This window comes from Streptomyces sp. CB01201 (assembly GCF_002803085.1).
In the GTDB taxonomy this organism is placed as follows: Bacteria; Actinomycetota; Actinomycetes; order Streptomycetales; family Streptomycetaceae; genus Streptomyces; species Streptomyces hundungensis.
In genome coordinates, this window is record NZ_NNBJ01000002.1 from 45,849 (window position 1) to 62,413 (window position 16,565).

The following is a 16,565-nucleotide window of genomic DNA, read 5'->3' on the forward strand; positions in this document are numbered from 1 at the left end:
GGGCCCCGCCGGGCCGCAGCCCGGCGGGGCCCTTCCACGTGTCCGCCGCTAGATCGTGCCCAGCTTGATCAGCGAAAGCAGCGCGATCAGCTGGATCGCCGAGGCGCCGAGCGCCTTCGGCCAGGGCAGGTCGTGGGACTTGCTCACCATCGACGTGAACAGGGCGCCGGCCGCCAGCCAGGTCGCCCACCCGAGGATCTGCACCACGCCGTTGTCGCCGCCCAGGAACAGGGCGAGCAGCAGTCGCGGGGCGTCCGTCAGGGACATGATCAGCATCGACAGGCCCACCGTGGGCTGCCACGCGCCGTCGCCGCCCAGCTGGCGGGCCATCGTGTGGGTCACCGCGCCGAGGATCAGGCCGCCGATCACGAAGACGACGCCGGTGACCAGGACCACCGGGATCGCCTTGGAGAAGGTGGTGCTGATGACGTCCGCGCGGGCCTGGTCGAAGCCGAAGATCGCCAGCATCCCGTAGAGGAAGGTGACGATCAGCGCCGGGCCCCACACCGGGTAGTCCCGCATCTGCCAGAAGGTCGGCCCCGGCCGCGTCACGATGCCGGACAGAAGCTCCTTCCACGGCAGCCGTGGGCCGCTGGGCGGCGCCGGGGCCGCGCCGGCGCGGTAGGTCGCGCCGTCGCCGTACGGGTCCTCGCCGACGCTGAACGCCTGGGTGTGGCCCGGGTTGTTCGCGTACGGGTCCTGGGCGGGGGCATAGCCCTGCGGCTGGCCCTGACCCTGGCCCTGGCCCTGGTAGTACGGGTCGCCGAAGTACTCCGGCTCGTCCTGCTGCGGGTAGGGCTGCCGGTACTGCGGCTGCCCGTTTCCGTACTGCGGCGGCTGCCCCTGCCCGTAACCCTGCGGTTGCTGCTGCGCGTGCCCCTGCCCATGCCCGTACTGCGGCTGCTGCCGGCCGTCCGGCCACTGCTGAGCCGGTGCCTGCTGCTGCCCTTGCTGTTGCGGTTGCCGCGGGGGGCGGTTGTTGTCCCGGCCGCCGCGTCCGATCCTGAATCCAGCCACGAATCGAACGTACCTGGTCCGCCCGGACGCCAACCGGCGGGCGGCCGGAACCGGACGCCTTTGCGGCTGAGCTGTGACATCCCCTAGGGGACCCGGGAATCCGGGGCGTTTTGGTTGAATCCCGCCCGATTTACACGGCTGCGCGTGAAGCAGAAGGTAGCCGTTACATTGCCTACGTATGACCCAAACACGGCACTCGTAACTTTGTTGATGTCGCCGCCACAAAGCCCCACAGGCACGGCATGTGCGACATAACAGACAAGCTTCACGCTTCTACGTTACGAGGAAGATCACTCATGCGTGCCACCCGCCGTACCCTCCGTACCGCCGCCATCGCCACCGGAGCCATCGCCGCCCTCGCCCTCCCGGCCGGTGCCGCCTTCGCCGACTCGCCCGCCGCGCCGTCCACCGCGCCGTCCGACGCGCAGACGCAGCCGCAGCCGCATGGTCAGGCGGGCGACGAGACCCCCAAGCCCGATGTGCTGCCGGGCAAGGACGACGGGGCGAAGAAGGACGACGAGTCGAAGAAGGACGACGCCAAGAAGGACGACGCCACTAAGGACGGCGTCGACCAGCGTGGCAAGGGGGACAAGAAGGACGACACCCAGACCAACGTCCGGTCCTTCGTGAAGTCCGTCAAGCTCGCCGACGGCTCCGTGGCCAAGATCTACAAGCTCGGCCAGAACCACTACGAGGCCGAGATCTGGGCCAACGGCAGCAAGCTCGACACCCTCGTGGCCAAGGGCTCCTCGGCCGTCGGCCAGAACAACGGCCTGCACGTCGTACTGGACCCGGACGGCACCTTCAGCTCCTGGGCCGACGGCGACAAGAAGAAGGACGAGAAGAAGAAGGACGACAAGCGGGACGAGCGCAAGAAGGACGAGCGCAAGAAGGACGACAGGAAGTCCGACGTCATCTCCGCCGTGAAGATCACGATGCCCGACGGCCGGATCGCCAAGCTGATCAAGACCAGCAACGGCCCGCGCGTCGAGATCTCCATGCCGAACGGCACCTTCCTCGGCGCGATCGACCTCAAGGACCCGTCGGCCCTCAACGACGGCTGGACGTACAAGATCGTCAACGCCGGCAAGGGCTTCTACAAGTTCGTCGTCATCGACGGCAGGAGCGGCGGCAACAGCTGGGTCTACGACTTCGGCGGCAAGCTGATCGAGAAGTACACCGTCCAGAAGGACGGCAAGAAGAAGCAGCCGCAGCGCGACACGAACACCGCGGACCGGAAGCCCGCGGACCGGACCACGACCACCGTCGTCCCGAAGGGCGGCGTCAAGGCCGGAGCCGAGGGCGTCTCCGGCGAGTCGTCCGACCAGGCCCCGATGCTCGCCGCCGGTGGCGGCCTGGCCGCGGCCGGTGCCGCAGGCCTCGGCTTCGCGATGCTGCGCCGCCGCGACAGCCGGCGCTGACCCGACGGTCCCGGTCGCGACGGGGCCTCCCGGCACAACGGAAAGCGGCCGGCTCTGCCCTCGGGCAGAACCGGCCGCTCCCGTGTGCGGGACTGCCGGGGGACTACTGGACCGGCTCGGGCTCCGGCTCGCTCTCCGCCTCGGCGGCGCCCGCCGGGTCGGCCGGGGTCTTCACCGAGTCGAGGAGCAGCTGTGCCACGTCCACGACCTGGAGCGTCTCCTTGGCCTTGCCATCGTTTTTCTTGCCGTTGACCGAGTCGGTCAGCATGACCAGGCAGAACGGGCAGGCGGTGGAGACGATGTCCGGGTTGAGGGACAGGGCCTCGTCGACGCGCTCGTTGTTGATGCGCTTGCCGATCCGCTCCTCCATCCACATGCGCGCACCACCGGCGCCGCAGCAGAAGCCGCGCTCCTTGTGGCGGTGCATCTCCTGCTGGCGCAGGCCCGGGACGGCCGACATGATCTCGCGCGGGGGCGTGTAGACCTTGTTGTGGCGGCCCAGGTAGCAGGGGTCGTGGTAGGTGATCAGACCGTCCACCGGGGTGACCGGGACCAGCTTGCCCTCGTCGATGAGGTGCTGGAGCAGCTGCGTGTGGTGGATGACCTCGAACTCGCCGCCCAGCTGCGGGTACTCGTTCGCGATCGTGTTGAAGCAGTGCGGGCAGGTCGCGACGATCTTCTTCGCGGACTTCGGCTTCTTCGTCGACTCGTCTTCTTCGTCCTCGCCGTACGCCATGTTCAGCATGGCCACGTTCTCCTGGCCGAGCTGCTGGAACAGCGGCTCGTTGCCGAGGCGGCGGGCCGAGTCACCGGTGCACTTCTCGTCGCCGCCCATGATCGCGAACTTGACGCCCGCCATGTGCAGCAGCTCCGCGAAGGCCTTGGTGGTCTTCTTCGCCCGGTCTTCGAGGGCGCCCGCGCAGCCGACCCAGTACAGGTAGTCGACCTCGGTGAGGTCCTCGATGTCCTTGCCGACGATCGGGACCTCGAAGTCGACCTCCTTGGTCCATTCGACGCGCTGCTTCTTGGCCAGCCCCCAGGGGTTGCCCTTCTTCTCCAGGTTCTTGAGCATCGTGCCCGCCTCGGACGGGAACGCGGACTCGATCATCACCTGGTAGCGGCGCATGTCGACGATGTGGTCGATGTGCTCGATGTCGACCGGGCACTGCTCGACACAGGCGCCGCAGGTGGTGCAGGACCACAGGACGTCCGGGTCGATGACGCCGTTCTCTTCGAGGGTGCCGATCAGCGGGCGCTCGGCCTCGGCGAGGGCGGCCGCCGGGACGTTCGCCAGCTGCTCCTCGGTCGCCTTCTCGTTGCCTGACCCCGCGCCGCCAGGCGCTGATGGATCCTGCTTGCCGCCGCCGGCCAGCAGGTATGGGGCCTTGGCGTGCGCGTGGTCGCGCAGGGACATGATCAGGAGCTTGGGCGAGAGCGGCTTGCCCGTGTTCCAGGCGGGGCACTGCGACTGGCAGCGGCCGCACTCGGTGCAGGTGGAGAAGTCGAGGATGCCCTTCCAGGAGAAGTGCTCGATCTGCGAGACGCCGTAGACGTCGTCCTCGCCCGGGTCCTCGAAGTCGACCAGTTCGCCGTTCGAGGCCATCGGCTGGAGCGCGCCGAGCGCGACGCCGCCCTCGGACTCGCGCTTGAAGAAGATGTTGGGGAAGGCCAGGAAGCGGTGCCAGGCCACGCCCATGTCGGTCTTGAGGGCGACGGTGATCATCCAGATGAACGACGTCGCGATCTTCAGGCCCGCGAAGAAGTACGTGAGGTTCTGGAGCGTGGACAGGTCCATGCCGCGGAACCAGGCGACCACCGGGTACGAGACGAAGAACGAGGCCTCGTAGCTGTCGACGTGGTGCTGGGCGCCTTCGAGCGCGTGCAGCGTGAAGATGCAGACGCCGACGATGAGGATGACGGCCTCGACGAAGTACGCCTGGCCGGTGTTCGAGCCCGCGAAGCGGGACTTGCGGCCCGGGCGGCCCGGCCGGTTCAGCTGCCGGATGACGATGAGCGTCAGGATGCCGAGCGTCGTCATCGTCCCGAGGAACTCGACGAACATGTTGTACGGCGGCCAGTCGCCGATGATCGGCAGGATCCAGTCGGCCTTGAAGAGCTGGCCGATGGCGTTGACGATCGTCAGGAGCAGCGAGAAGAAGCCCACGGCCACGAACCAGTGCGCGAAGCCGACGATGCCCCACTTGTTCATGCGCGTATGGCCGAGGAATTCCTTGACCACGGTGATCGTGCGCTGCGTGGGATCGTTCGTGCGGGTGCCGGCCGGGACGTTCTGGCCGAGCCGCACGAAGCGGTAGATCTGCACGATGGCACGGCCGAACAGCGCTACGCCGACCGCGATTAGGACCAGCGACACGATGATCGCGGCGAGTTGCATGAGGGGGCTCCTCGGGCCTGCGAGGTGGGTTACGGGGGACGGGCTCGAACGGATTACTAAGCAGTAACTTATCCAGTCCACCTGAGCGTACCCACTTCTATGGCCGCACTGTAGCCGCGCAGGCGGTGATCTGTGTCGCTCAGCGTGCCCTTGGTCGGCGCCGGATATCCATCGTGTTATTCACCACATATGGGGACATAACAAACTAACTTGTTGTCGGCCACGACGATCGAACCGAATGGGCGTCCCCATGCCAGCTCCCGCCACGTACCTCGTCACCGGTGGTGCCGGATTCATCGGCTCGCACCTCGCCGATGCGCTGCTCGGACAGGGCCACACCGTGCTCGTGCTCGACGACCTGTCCACCGGCGCCCGCGCCAACCTCGCCGCCGCCTGGTCCGATCCGCGGCTGCGCTTCGTGCGCGGCTCGGTCCTCGACGAGCGGCTGGCCGACGAACTCGTGGCCCGCTGCGACACGGTGGTCCATCTCGCGCCCGGCACCGGAGCCATCGGCGCGGCCGCCCTGCGCCACGGCGCCCGGCTCCTGACCGCGGCGGCGGACGGCCGCGGCGAGGCGGCCTCGGGCGCCACCGTCGTACGCCACGGCGACACCGTCGGGCCGCGCCAGTCGCCCGTGCACGCCACCCAGCTGACCCGTCTGGTGCGCCGCGCGGTCGCGGGCGAACCGCTCGCCGTGCACGGCGACGGGACCCGCGCCTGCCGCTTCCTCGACGTCGCCGACGCGGTCGGGGCCCTGCTCGCCCTGCTCGCCCACCCGGGCGCGGCGGGCGCCGAGTTCGACGTCGTGGGGGACGAGGAGATCGCCGTCCTCGACCTCGCCGAACGCGCCGTGGCCCGCAGCGGCTCCGCCTCGCCGGTGCGGCACTTCCCGTACGTCGTCGACCGCGTCCCGCACGGCAGCTGCGCCAGGGCCGCGGACCGGCCGCTCGATGCGAGCCGGCTGCGCGAGCTGACCGGGTGGCGGCCCGCCCGCGGCCTCGACGACATCCTGGACGCGGCGATCGCCCGGGCCCGCGACGAGGCCCCCGTCGTCCTGCCCGGTCTGCGAGCGCCCGCCGCGTCGCCGGCCGGGCAGCACCTCGGCTGAGGGGCGGCCGACATGCTGCACGGGCTCGCGGCCGCGACGGCGGCCCTCGTACTGACCGCACTGCTCGCCGGCCTGGCCCGCACCCTGATGCTGCGGTTCGGCCGCGGGGGCGGCGCCGCCACCCCGCACCTCGGCGGCATCGCCGTCGCGCTCGCCACCCTCGGGGTCGCCTGCGCGGGGCCACTGCTCGGCGTCGCGGAACTCGGGCCGGGCGTCGCCCCGCTGCTCGCCGCGGCAGGCGCGGTCGCGCTGCTCGGGCTGCTCGGCGACCTTCGGCCGCTGGGCCTGCGGGTCCGCATCGTGGCGGAGGCGGGGGCGGCCACCGTCGTCGTCACGCTGGCCGGGCTCTCGCCGGGCGCCGGGGTGCTCGCGGTCCTGTGGATCGTGTTCGTCACCCACGCCTTCCAGCTCCTGGACCACTCCGACGGGGCGATGGGCGCGGTCGCCGCCGTCACCGCGCTCGGCCTCGCGGTGTGCGCCATCGCCGACGGGCACCCCGGACACGGGCTGCTCCTGAGCGTGCTGGCCGCCGCCCTCACCGGGTTCCTGCTGCACAACTGGCACCCGGCCCGCATCCATCTCGGCGACTGCGGCTCGCTGTTCACCGGGTTCCTGCTCGCCTCGTCCGCGGTCACCGTGCACACCGGGGCGCCCGGCGCGCGTACCGGCGCCGAACTCTTCGCGCTCACCCTCCTCGTGCTCACCGACACCCTGCTCGTCCTGGTCTCCCGCCACCGCGCGGGCCGCCCGCTGCTGCGCGGCGGCGGCGACCACATCGCCCACCGGCTGCGCAAACTCGGCCTCACCACGCAGGGTTCGGCCGTCGTGCTCGGGGTCGTCTCGCTGGCCGCCACGATCGTCGGGCTCCAGTTCCACGACGGGCGCATCGCCCCCGTGGTCGCGCTGCCGCTCGCCCTGCTCGTGCCGCTCGCGGTCGTACTGCTCCTGCGGGTCCCGGTGTACGGGCCCGCCTCGCGCCGCCGCACCCCGCACGCCCGCACCCCGCAGAGCGAGGGCGCCCCCGTCGACCTGGCCCCGGGCCGGGGCTGAGCCCCCGCCCCGCCAGTCCGCCCCGCCGGCCGGCCCAGCAGCACCCCCGCCCGTCCGCCCCACCAGCACCCCACCCGGCAAACAAGACGCAACCCGCCTCCAGCAGGGAGCCGTACGCCCGTGATGACCACCCTCCCGCGCCGGCTGCACCGCGCGCTGCACAGCCTCGGCATCGACGTGGTCCGCCACCGCCCCGGCGGCCACGCACTCGTCCGGCTGCTCGCCCGGTACGAGATCGACCTGGTCCTCGACGTCGGCGCGCACCGCGGCGACTTCGCCGCCCGGCTGCGCGAGGCCGGTTACCGCGGCCGCATCGTCTCCTTCGAGCCGCTGCGCGGGCCCCGCGCCGAGCTGCGCCACCGCGCCGCCCTCGACGACACGTGGAGCGTGCTGCCGTACGCGCTCGGCGACCGCTCGGGCACCGCGACGCTCAACATCTCCGGCGACTCGGGCCCGGCGAGCTCGCTGCGCGCGATGCTGCCCCGGCACCGCGCGGCGGCCCCGCGCACCGCGTACACCGGCGACGTCATCGTGCAGACGCGGCGCCTGGACGAGCTGTGGGAGCAGGTCACCGCGCCCGGCGAGCGGGTCTTCGTCGCGCTCGACGTGCAGGGGTACGAGGCCCAAGTCCTGGACGGGGCAGGGCAGTTCGCGGACGAGATCTGCGGGGTGCGGATCGGGGCGCCGCTGGTGCCGCTCTTCGAGGGCGCCGAGCTCTTCGACGAGCTGCTGGCGCGCACCCGCGAGGGGCTCGGTCTGACGCTGATGTCGATGGAGCCCGGCTTCACCGATCCGCGCGACGGGCGGCTGCTCCACTGCGGCCTGGTGCTGCTGCGCGAGGACGGTCCGGCCCCCGGTGAGCAGGTGCCCGCGCAGGTCGCCGCAGTGGTGTGAGAGCGTCGGACGGGGCGGGATGAGGCATGCTTCTGCGCACCGCGGGTAGGCCCTGACATTGCTCCTGACCTGCGCTTATGGCTTCTCTTGCAGATAAGAGCAGGATAAAACTTGAGTCGGCTCCACTCAGCTCTGTTGACGCGACGGGAACCGTCATGCATCCTTGAGCCAGATCCACTCAAGTAGTCATCTGGAGGAATCGAAATGGCACGTGCGGTCGGCATCGACCTGGGCACGACTAACTCCGTCGTCAGCGTTCTTGAAGGCGGCGAGCCCACCGTCATCACCAACGCAGAGGGCGCCAGGACCACGCCGTCCGTCGTCGCCTTCGCGAAGAACGGCGAGGTGCTGGTCGGCGAGGTCGCCAAGCGCCAGGCGGTCACCAACGTCGACAGGACCATCCGGTCGGTCAAGCGCCACATGGGCACCGACTGGAAGATCGAGCTCGACGGCAAGAGCTTCAACCCGCAGCAGATGAGCGCCTTCATCCTGCAGAAGCTGAAGCGCGACGCGGAGGCCTACCTCGGCGAGAAGGTCACCGACGCGGTCATCACCGTGCCGGCGTACTTCAACGACTCCGAGCGCCAGGCCACCAAGGAGGCCGGTGAGATCGCGGGCCTCAACGTCCTGCGCATCGTCAACGAGCCGACCGCCGCGGCGCTCGCCTACGGCCTCGACAAGGACGACCAGACGATCCTCGTCTTCGACCTCGGTGGCGGCACCTTCGACGTGTCCCTCCTGGAGATCGGCGACGGCGTCGTCGAGGTGAAGGCCACCAACGGTGACAACCACCTCGGTGGTGACGACTGGGACCAGCGCGTCGTCGACTACCTGGTGAAGCAGTTCCAGTCCGGTCACGGCGTGGACCTGTCCAAGGACAAGATGGCCCTCCAGCGCCTCCGCGAGGCCGCCGAGAAGGCCAAGATCGAGCTGTCCTCGTCCACCGAGACCTCGATCAACCTGCCCTACATCACGGCGTCCGCCGAGGGCCCGCTGCACCTGGACGAGAAGCTCACGCGCGCCCAGTTCCAGCAGCTCACGTCCGACCTCCTGGAGCGCTGCAAGACGCCGTTCCACAACGTCATCAAGGACGCGGGCATCAACCTCTCCGAGATCGACCACGTCGTTCTCGTCGGTGGTTCCACCCGCATGCCGGCCGTCGCCGAGCTGGTCAAGGAGCTGACCGGCGGCAACGAGGCCAACAAGGGCGTGAACCCGGACGAGGTCGTGGCCATCGGCGCCGCCCTCCAGGCCGGTGTCCTCAAGGGCGAGGTCAAGGACGTCCTGCTCCTCGACGTCACCCCGCTGTCCCTCGGCATCGAGACCAAGGGAGGGATCATGACCAAGCTCATCGAGCGCAACACCACGATCCCGACCAAGCGGTCCGAGATCTTCACGACGGCCGAGGACAACCAGCCGTCCGTGCAGATCCAGGTCTACCAGGGCGAGCGCGAGATCGCGGCGTACAACAAGAAGCTCGGGATGTTCGAGCTGACCGGTCTGCCGCCGGCCCCGCGCGGTGTCCCGCAGATCGAGGTCGCCTTCGACATCGACGCCAACGGCATCATGCACGTGACCGCGAAGGACCTCGGCACGGGCAAGGAGCAGAAGATGACCGTCACCGGCGGCTCCTCGCTGCCGAAGGACGAGGTCAACCGCATGCGTGAGGAGGCCGAGCAGTACGCGGAGGAGGACCACCGCCGCCGCGAGGCCGCCGAGAGCCGCAACCAGGGCGAGCAGCTCGTCTACCAGACCGAGAAGTTCCTCAAGGACAACGAGGACAAGGTCCCGGGCGAGGTCAAGACCGAGGTCGAGGCCGCCGTCGCCGAGCTGAAGGAAAAGCTCAAGGGCGAGGACTCGGCCGAGATCCGCACCGCCACCGAGAAGGTCGCCGCCGTCTCGCAGAAGCTGGGCCAGGCCATGTACGCCGACGCCCAGGCCGCGCAGGGTGCCGCCCCGGGTGCCGAGGGCGCCGAGCAGGCCCACCCCGCCGGTGACGACGACGTGGTCGACGCCGAGATCGTCGACGACGAGAAGCCGAAGGGCGGCGCCGCCTGATGACGGAGGAGACCCCGGGCTTCGAGGAGAAGCCCGACGTCCCCTCCGGCGCTCAGGAAGACGCCGAGCCGAAGGCCGCCGACTCCTCCGAGGAGGAGAAGGCGGCCCCGGCCGGGGACGCAGCCAAGGACATCGCCCTTCAGGCTCAGCTGGACCAGGCCCAGACGGCGCTCAACGAGCGCACCGCGGACCTCCAGCGCCTCCAGGCCGAGTACCAGAACTACCGCCGCCGCGTGGAGCGGGACCGCGTCACGGTCAAGGAGATCGCCGTCGCCGGCCTCCTGACCGAGCTGCTGCCCACGCTCGACGACATCGGCAGGGCCCGGGAACACGGCGAACTGACCGGCGGCTTCAAGTCGGTGGCCGAGTCCCTGGAGACGGTCGCCGCGAAGATGGGCCTCCAGCAGTTCGGCAAGGAGGGCGAGCCCTTCGACCCGACGGTCCACGAGGCCCTGATGCACAGCTACGCGCCGGACGTCACCGAGACGACCTGCGTGGCGATCCTGCAACCGGGATACCGGATCGGCGAGCGTACGATCCGCCCCGCGCGGGTCGCGGTGGCCGAGCCCCAGCCGGGCGCGACCGCCAAGGAAGAGAAGTCGAGCGACGAGGAGAGCGGTGGCCCCGACGAGGGCTGACGCAGCGGTCATGAGAGCCGTGATCGTCCGGAAGGAGGGACGTCGATGAACACGAAGGACTTCGTCGAGAAGGACTACTACAAGGTTCTCGGCGTCCCCAAGGACGCCACGGACGCCGAGATCAAGAAGGCGTACCGCAAGCTGGCGCGCGAGAACCACCCCGACGCCAACAAGGGCGACACCAAGGCGGAGGAGCGCTTCAAGGAGATCTCCGAGGCCAACGACATCCTCGGTGACCCCAAGAAGCGCAAGGAGTACGACGAGGCGCGCGCCCTGTTCGGCAACGGGGCCCTCTTCAATCAGGGGGGCCGGGCCGGTCCGGGTGCCGGCGGGGGCAGCTTCAACTTCGACCTGGGCGACCTGTTCGGCGGGCAGCAGCCCGGCGGCCAGGGCGCCGGCGGCTTCGGCGGCGGGCTCGGCGACGTGTTCGGCGGCCTGTTCAACCGGGGCGGCGCGGGCACCGGCCAGCGCACCCAGCCGCGCCGCGGCCAGGACCTGGAGTCCGAGGTCACGCTCAGCTTCACCGAGGCGGTCGACGGGGCCACGGTCCCGATCCGGCTCTCCAGCCAGGCCCCCTGCAAGGCCTGTTCGGGCACCGGCGACAAGAACGGCACGCCCCGGGTGTGCCCGACCTGCGTCGGCACCGGCCAGGTCTCGCGCGGTTCGGGCGGCGGCTTCTCGCTGACCGACCCGTGCGTGGACTGCAAGGGCCGCGGCCTGATCGCCGAGAACCCCTGCGACGTCTGCAAGGGCAGCGGCCGGGCGCGCTCCTCGCGCACCATGCAGGTCCGCATCCCGGCCGGCGTCAGCAACAACCAGCGCATCCGCCTTCGCGGCAAGGGCGCGCCGGGCGAACGGGGCGGCCCCGCCGGCGACCTGTACGTCGTGGTGCACGTCGACGCGCACCCGGTGTTCGGCCGCAAGGACGACAACCTGACGGTCACGGTGCCGGTCACCTTCACGGAGGCGGCCCTCGGTGCCGAGGTCAAGGTGCCCACGCTCAGCGGTCCGCCGGTCACCCTGAAACTGCCCGCGGGCACTCCCAACGGCCGTACGATGCGGGCCCGCGGCAAGGGTGCTGTCCGCAAGGACGGCACCCGGGGCGACCTGCTCGTCACGGTCGAGGTGACCGTGCCGAAGGACCTGGACGACAAGGCCCGCGAGGCCTTGGAGACCTACCGCGAGGCGACCGCGGGCGAGGACCCGCGGGCAGAACTGTTCCAGGCCGCGAAGGGAGCATGACATGGATCCCCGCCAGCGCCGGCAGCCCCCGTTCGGCGGCCGCGCGTACGAGTTGACCGACGAGACGCCGGTGTACGTCATCTCGGTGGCGGCCCAGCTCTCCGGTCTGCACCCGCAGACCCTGCGGCAGTACGACCGCCTCGGCCTGGTCTCGCCCGACCGCACGGCCGGGCGCGGCCGACGCTACTCGGCCCGTGACATCGAACTGCTGCGTACCGTCCAGGAGTTGTCGCAGACCGAGGGCATCAACCTGGCGGGCATCAAGCGCATCATCGAGCTGGAGAACCAGGTGGCGGCCCTCCAGGCCCGGGTCGCGGAGCTGTCCTCCGCGGTCGAGGGCGCGGCCGTCGCCATGCAGCAGCGCGAGGCCCAGGTGCACGCCTCCTACCGGCGGGACCTGGTCCCGTACCAGGACGTCCAGCAGGCCAGCGCGCTGGTCGTCTGGCGGCCCAAGAGGTCCTCGGAGTAGCCCTGCCGGGTCCCGCTCCTGACAGCGCGTCACAGGCCCGTCGTCCCGTTCCGGGGCGGCGGGCCTCGTGCGTGCCGAGCGGTCGCGAACCGGCGCCCCGATCGGGATAGGGTCATCGGTCTCGGTGGCAGGGAGGCGGGCAGGGGCATGGCAGAGCAGGTGGCGCATCCGCACGGCGCGGACCGGCTGTGCCCGCCCGCGGAACGGGTGTACGCGGACGCGCTGCGGGCCGGACGGATCGGCCGCCAGGACGCGCGCGAGGCCACCTGCCTGATCGACCTCGGTCTGCTGCACCCCGACCCGGTCGCCCTCGACTGGCTGCTCCCGACCTCCCCGCAGGCCGTGATGGCCCGGCTGCTGCGCGGCATCCACGAGGACATCGCGGCGAGCCAGGCCCGCACCGGCGTGGTGGCAGCGGCGTTCGAGCGCTTCGCGGCCCTCGGCGCACCGGCGGCGGCCGACAGCGAGGCCATCCGCGTCCTGGACGGCATCCCGCGCATCAACGCGGCCATCGACGACGCGATAGCCGGCTGCACCACCGAGTCGCTCACCATCCAGCCCCGCGGCATCCGGCCCGAGCACATCCTGTCGCAGGCCCTGCCGCGCGCCCTGGACATGCTGGACCGGGGGGTGCGCATCCGCACCCTCTACACGCACGTGGCCCGCCACGGCCCCGGACTCGCCGACTACCTGCGCCAGTTGGAGGGCCGGGCGGTCGAGGTGCGCACCCTGGACGAGGTCACCGACCGCCTGCTGCTCTTCGACCGCACGGTGGCAATCATCCCGGCCGCCGCGGACGACAGCAGTGCCCTGGAGCTGCGCCACCCGGCGCTCGTCGAATACCTCGCCACCGTCTTCGAGCGGCTGTGGCGGCTCGGGGTGCCGCTGAGCGACGCGGTGCCCGCGGCCACCGACCTCCAGGGCATCACGCATCGCGAGCGGGTCATCGCGGCGCTGCTCGCCGAGGGCCATCAGGACGCGGTGGTGGCCCAGCGGCTCGGCATCAGCGTGCGCACCTGCCGCCACCACATCAGCCGTCTCGCGGCGGCGCTCGGCAGCAGCAGCCGCACCCAACTCGGCGTCCGCATCGCCCAGTCGGGGCTCGACGCGCACCCGCGCTGATCCGCTGGTACAGCCGTCATGCGGACATGTCGGCCTTTGTTCCGCCTCCAGTTGATGCAGTGCAGCAACATGATGGTGGTGGCCGAGCGGCTCGCGATGCATCGTGGTGGGCAGTATGAACAGCTCGACTCACGGGGATGCGGGGCCGGACGGCGGCGTGGTGGACGCCGCGGCCGTGGCCCTGCTCGTGCGCGGCATCCACGACGGCCTCGCCGAGACGCGCCGCCGCGCGGGCGCGGTGGCCGAGGCCTTCGAGCGCTATGCCTCGCTCACCCCGGGCGCCCCGCGGCCCGGCCAGGCCGTCCGGGTGCTCGACGGCTTCGAGGCGATCGACGGGGCCATCGCCGCGGCCTCCGCCGCCTGCGTCACCGAGATGCTGACCGTGCAGCCCGACGGGATCCGCTCGCCCAGCATCCTGGCGCACGCCTCGACCCGGGACCCTGCGCTGGTGGCCCGCGGCGCCCGGATGCGCACCCTGTACACCCATGTCGCCCGGTACGGACCGGCGCTCGGCGCCTATCTGGAGCGGCTCGGCGACGGCGCCGAGGTGCGCACCCTGGACGAGGTCATCGAGCGGATGATGGTCTTCGACCGTGCGGTGGCGTTCCTGCCCGCCAACGCGGAGCGCACCAGCGCGCTCGAACTGCGCCAGCCCGCGCTCGTCGGGCATCTGGTGACCTACTTCGAATGCCTGTGGAACCGGGCGGTCCCGCTGTCCGAGCCGGTTCCGGCGGCGACCGGCATCGCGGGCATCACGCATCGCGAGCGGGTCATCGCGGCGCTGCTCGCCGAGGGCCATCAGGACGCGGTCGTCGCCCAGCGGCTCGGCATCAGCGTGCGCACCTGCCGCCACCACATCGGCCGTCTCGCGGCGGCGCTCGGCACCTCCAGCCGTGCCCAGCTCGGCGTGCGCATCGCCCGGGCCGGTCTCGGCGGCCCGGCGTGAGCGGCTCAGGCGTCCTGGTCCAGGATGCCCGACTGAGCGATGAGGTAGCCGAGTTGGGCCCGGCTGCCGCTGCCGAGGGCGGCGGCGAGTTTGGCGATGTGCGCACGGCAGGTGCGGACGTTCATGCCGAGCCGGCGCGCTATGGCCTCGTCGACGTGGCCCTCCACCAGGAGCTTGGCGATGGAGCGCTGGACGCCGGTGATGCCGGCCGTCTCCAGGTGGTAGGGCACCTCGTCGTCCCACGGGACGGCGTACTGCCAGAACTGGTCGAAGACCCCGACCAGGTACTGCACGAGTCCCTCGTGGCGCAGTTCCAGGGCGACTTGGCGGTCGCTGCGCGCGGGGATGAAGGCGACCTTGCGGTCCATGATGATGAGCCGGTCGATGATCTCTTCCAGGGTGCGCACCTCAAGCCCGTACGGAGCGATCCGTTCCACGTAGCCGATGGTGGCGCTGTGGTGGCGGGCGGTGTGCTGGTAGAGCGTGCGCATCTGGACACCGCGGGCGACCAGCGGTTCGATGCGCCGCAGGGCCGCCTCGAAGGTCTCGGGGCGGCGGCCGCTGCCGGGCTGGATGACGAGGAGTTCCTCGCTGCACTCGTCGATCACGCGGTCGAGCGTCGCGTTGATCAGTTCCAGGCCTTCGAGGACGGTGATCGCGTGGGTGCCGCTGAGCGAGGGCGTCGCGATCGACATGAACGGCTCGAAGGTGTTGGCGAGGGCGACCGAGAGCTTCCGGCGCTCCTGGATCTCGCGTTCCAGCGGCTGGGTCAGCAGGTTGAGCACCACGGTGGGGGGAACCGGCCGCAGGAGCTGGGCGTCGTCCGGGTCGGGGCGCAACAGGGTCAGGTCGACCAGACACGGGGCGGAATCGGCCTCTGAGCGGGTAATCCCGCCCGTACGCAGGGCAAGGGCGTACAGAGCCGTTCCTGTCTCGCACAGATCAACTGGGCCGTGATCGTGTCCTATATGCCCCTGTTTCAACCTAGTTGCACCCCCCTCATCCTTTTGAATTACAGGAACATGATGCCTGGCTGCGCTGGTGCAAGTGGTCGGAGTGGGCCATCGTCGTATCCGCGGGGGGAGGTAATGATCAAAAGAGGTGGAGATCGGCCATGAGCAGGATGGTTCGAGCACTAAGCACGACAGCCGTTGTGGCGGCTGCTCTCTGCGCTCTCTCGGCGCCTGGGGACCTCTCTTGGGAGACCCACCCCGCGAAGTCCGGAGTCACGACCGCCCAGGACATCAGCTGGGAGATCGCACCGAAGGGCGCGACCGCGGACATCTCCTGGGAGTCCGCGCCCGCGGGTGCTGTCGCATGAGCTTTCCGCCCGACGACCGCACCTTCCGGCGCGAAATGGCCACGGCCTACCGCTCGGGGTGGCACTTCATCGACCTCGCCACAGCAGTTCCGTTCCGTGGCGATTCGTTGATGGTCACCCTGCTCGGTGAGCCGATCCTGATCGCCCGTGAGGACGACGAAGACGTCCGTGCCTACCGTTGCCTGCGCCGGCCGCGCGGGGCACCGCAGCCCATTCGCTGTGTGGTCCGGTACGGCATGGTCTTCGTGAATCTCGACCAACGTGACCACCAGCTTTTCGAGTCGGAGACACAGCCCGATTCATCCACCGCCACCCCCCGCAGTGCCTGACGCGATCCCCCGTCGTTGTACATCGCGCAGGTGCTTCCCCCACACAGCGGCGCCATCGTGGACCTGAACACGGTGGCGCCGCTGTGCTGCCCGGGTACGGAAGGCCGCGTCAGACGTTGCCCATCGCCCGGGTCAGCCTGATCTCGATCAGCACCCGCCGCGGATTGTCCCGCGGCACCCGCTGGTAGCGCTCGGTGTAGCGCGCCTCCGCGTCCGCGATCAGCTCGGGTTCCGTGCGCACGAACGCACGCCCTTCGAGGGTCGCCCAGCGCCTGCCCTCCAGCTGGCACAGCGCCACCCGTGCGCCCGCCGGGTCCGCCTCGGTCGCCGCCAGGATGTTGGCCGCTTTTCGGCTGTCCCCGCTCGTGATGATCCGGGCCAGCCCCGCCTGGGGGTCGTAGGTCGCCCCCACCGGCACCACGTGCGGCGAGCCGTCCGGCCGCTGCGTCGTCAAGGTGCAGATGTGGCGCTCGCGCCAGAAGCTGAGATAGGCGTCGTCGGGCCTGCGTACGTCATGAGCCATGGACCAGAAACCTAGCGCAGCCGGTCCGCCTC

The 16,565-nt window shown here is 70.6% G+C and carries 15 protein-coding genes; 11 read left to right on the top strand and 4 right to left on the bottom strand.

The window, feature by feature from the left end; genetic code table 11:
• Positions 1 to 48 precede the first annotated feature (48 nt).
• Positions 49 to 1,017, bottom strand: a complete 969-nt coding sequence (locus tag CG740_RS05055; protein WP_100573735.1) for a Yip1 family protein — start codon at positions 1,015 to 1,017, stop codon at positions 49 to 51.
• 296 nt (positions 1,018 to 1,313) lie between these two features.
• Here CG740_RS05055 and CG740_RS05060 point away from each other — a divergent pair, with 296 nt between their 5' ends.
• A complete protein-coding gene (locus CG740_RS05060) occupies positions 1,314 to 2,438 on the top strand; it encodes a hypothetical protein (protein WP_100573736.1) in 1,125 nt (374 codons plus the stop codon).
• Between the two features lie 103 nt (positions 2,439 to 2,541).
• Here the strand turns inward: CG740_RS05060 and CG740_RS05065 are convergent, their stop codons facing one another.
• Complete coding sequence (locus tag CG740_RS05065) at positions 2,542 to 4,833, bottom strand: (Fe-S)-binding protein (protein WP_100573737.1); 2,292 nt, start codon at positions 4,831 to 4,833, stop codon at positions 2,542 to 2,544.
• A 250-nt stretch (positions 4,834 to 5,083) separates the two neighbouring features.
• Between CG740_RS05065 and CG740_RS05070 the strand changes: the two genes are divergently transcribed.
• The 9 genes from CG740_RS05070 to CG740_RS05110 all read left to right on the top strand — a co-directional run bounded on the left by CG740_RS05070 (position 5,084) and on the right by CG740_RS05110 (position 14,360).
• The gene (locus CG740_RS05070) at positions 5,084 to 5,941 is read left to right on the top strand and encodes an NAD-dependent epimerase/dehydratase family protein (RefSeq protein ID WP_159030229.1); all 858 of its coding nucleotides are present in this window, start codon (positions 5,084 to 5,086) and stop codon (positions 5,939 to 5,941) included.
• A 12-nt stretch (positions 5,942 to 5,953) separates the two neighbouring features.
• Positions 5,954 to 6,991 carry an MraY family glycosyltransferase gene (locus CG740_RS05075; RefSeq protein WP_100573739.1) on the top strand — a complete coding sequence of 346 codons (1,038 nt, stop codon included), beginning with the start codon at positions 5,954 to 5,956 and terminating at the stop codon, positions 6,989 to 6,991.
• Positions 6,992 to 7,114: 123 nt separating this feature from the next.
• Positions 7,115 to 7,885, top strand: a complete 771-nt coding sequence (locus CG740_RS05080; RefSeq protein ID WP_100573740.1) for an FkbM family methyltransferase — start codon at positions 7,115 to 7,117, stop codon at positions 7,883 to 7,885.
• Positions 7,886 to 8,089: 204 nt separating this feature from the next.
• Entirely contained in the window at positions 8,090 to 9,943 is a 1,854-nt protein-coding gene (gene dnaK / locus CG740_RS05085; protein WP_100573741.1) for a molecular chaperone DnaK, read from the top strand.
• Positions 9,943 to 10,581 (top strand): nucleotide exchange factor GrpE, encoded by a 639-nt coding sequence (gene grpE / locus CG740_RS05090; protein WP_100573742.1) that lies wholly within the window; start codon positions 9,943 to 9,945, stop codon positions 10,579 to 10,581. The genes dnaK and grpE overlap by 1 nt, the downstream gene beginning before the upstream one ends.
• 45 nt (positions 10,582 to 10,626) lie before the next feature.
• The gene (gene dnaJ, locus CG740_RS05095; RefSeq protein WP_100573743.1) at positions 10,627 to 11,823 is read left to right on the top strand and encodes a molecular chaperone DnaJ; all 1,197 of its coding nucleotides are present in this window, start codon (positions 10,627 to 10,629) and stop codon (positions 11,821 to 11,823) included.
• Position 11,824: 1 nt separating this feature from the next.
• Positions 11,825 to 12,292 carry a heat shock protein transcriptional repressor HspR gene (locus CG740_RS05100; protein WP_100573744.1) on the top strand — a complete coding sequence of 156 codons (468 nt, stop codon included), beginning with the start codon at positions 11,825 to 11,827 and terminating at the stop codon, positions 12,290 to 12,292.
• A gap of 147 nt (positions 12,293 to 12,439) precedes the next feature.
• Entirely contained in the window at positions 12,440 to 13,414 is a 975-nt protein-coding gene (locus CG740_RS05105) for a helix-turn-helix transcriptional regulator (protein ID WP_100573745.1), read from the top strand.
• Between the two features lie 115 nt (positions 13,415 to 13,529).
• Entirely contained in the window at positions 13,530 to 14,360 is an 831-nt protein-coding gene (locus CG740_RS05110; protein WP_100574238.1) for a helix-turn-helix transcriptional regulator, read from the top strand.
• A 5-nt stretch (positions 14,361 to 14,365) separates the two neighbouring features.
• Here CG740_RS05110 and CG740_RS05115 read toward each other — a convergent pair whose 3' ends face one another.
• Positions 14,366 to 15,265, bottom strand: a complete 900-nt coding sequence (locus tag CG740_RS05115; protein ID WP_234376120.1) for a helix-turn-helix transcriptional regulator — start codon at positions 15,263 to 15,265, stop codon at positions 14,366 to 14,368.
• Positions 15,266 to 15,677: 412 nt separating this feature from the next.
• Here CG740_RS05115 and CG740_RS05125 point away from each other — a divergent pair, with 412 nt between their 5' ends.
• Positions 15,678 to 16,010, top strand: a complete 333-nt coding sequence (locus CG740_RS05125) for a (2Fe-2S)-binding protein (RefSeq protein WP_100573747.1) — start codon at positions 15,678 to 15,680, stop codon at positions 16,008 to 16,010.
• A 109-nt stretch (positions 16,011 to 16,119) separates the two neighbouring features.
• Here CG740_RS05125 and CG740_RS05130 read toward each other — a convergent pair whose 3' ends face one another.
• Positions 16,120 to 16,533, bottom strand: coding sequence for a pyridoxamine 5'-phosphate oxidase family protein (locus tag CG740_RS05130; protein WP_100573748.1), 414 nt, complete (start codon positions 16,531 to 16,533; stop codon positions 16,120 to 16,122).
• Positions 16,534 to 16,565 lie beyond the last annotated feature (32 nt).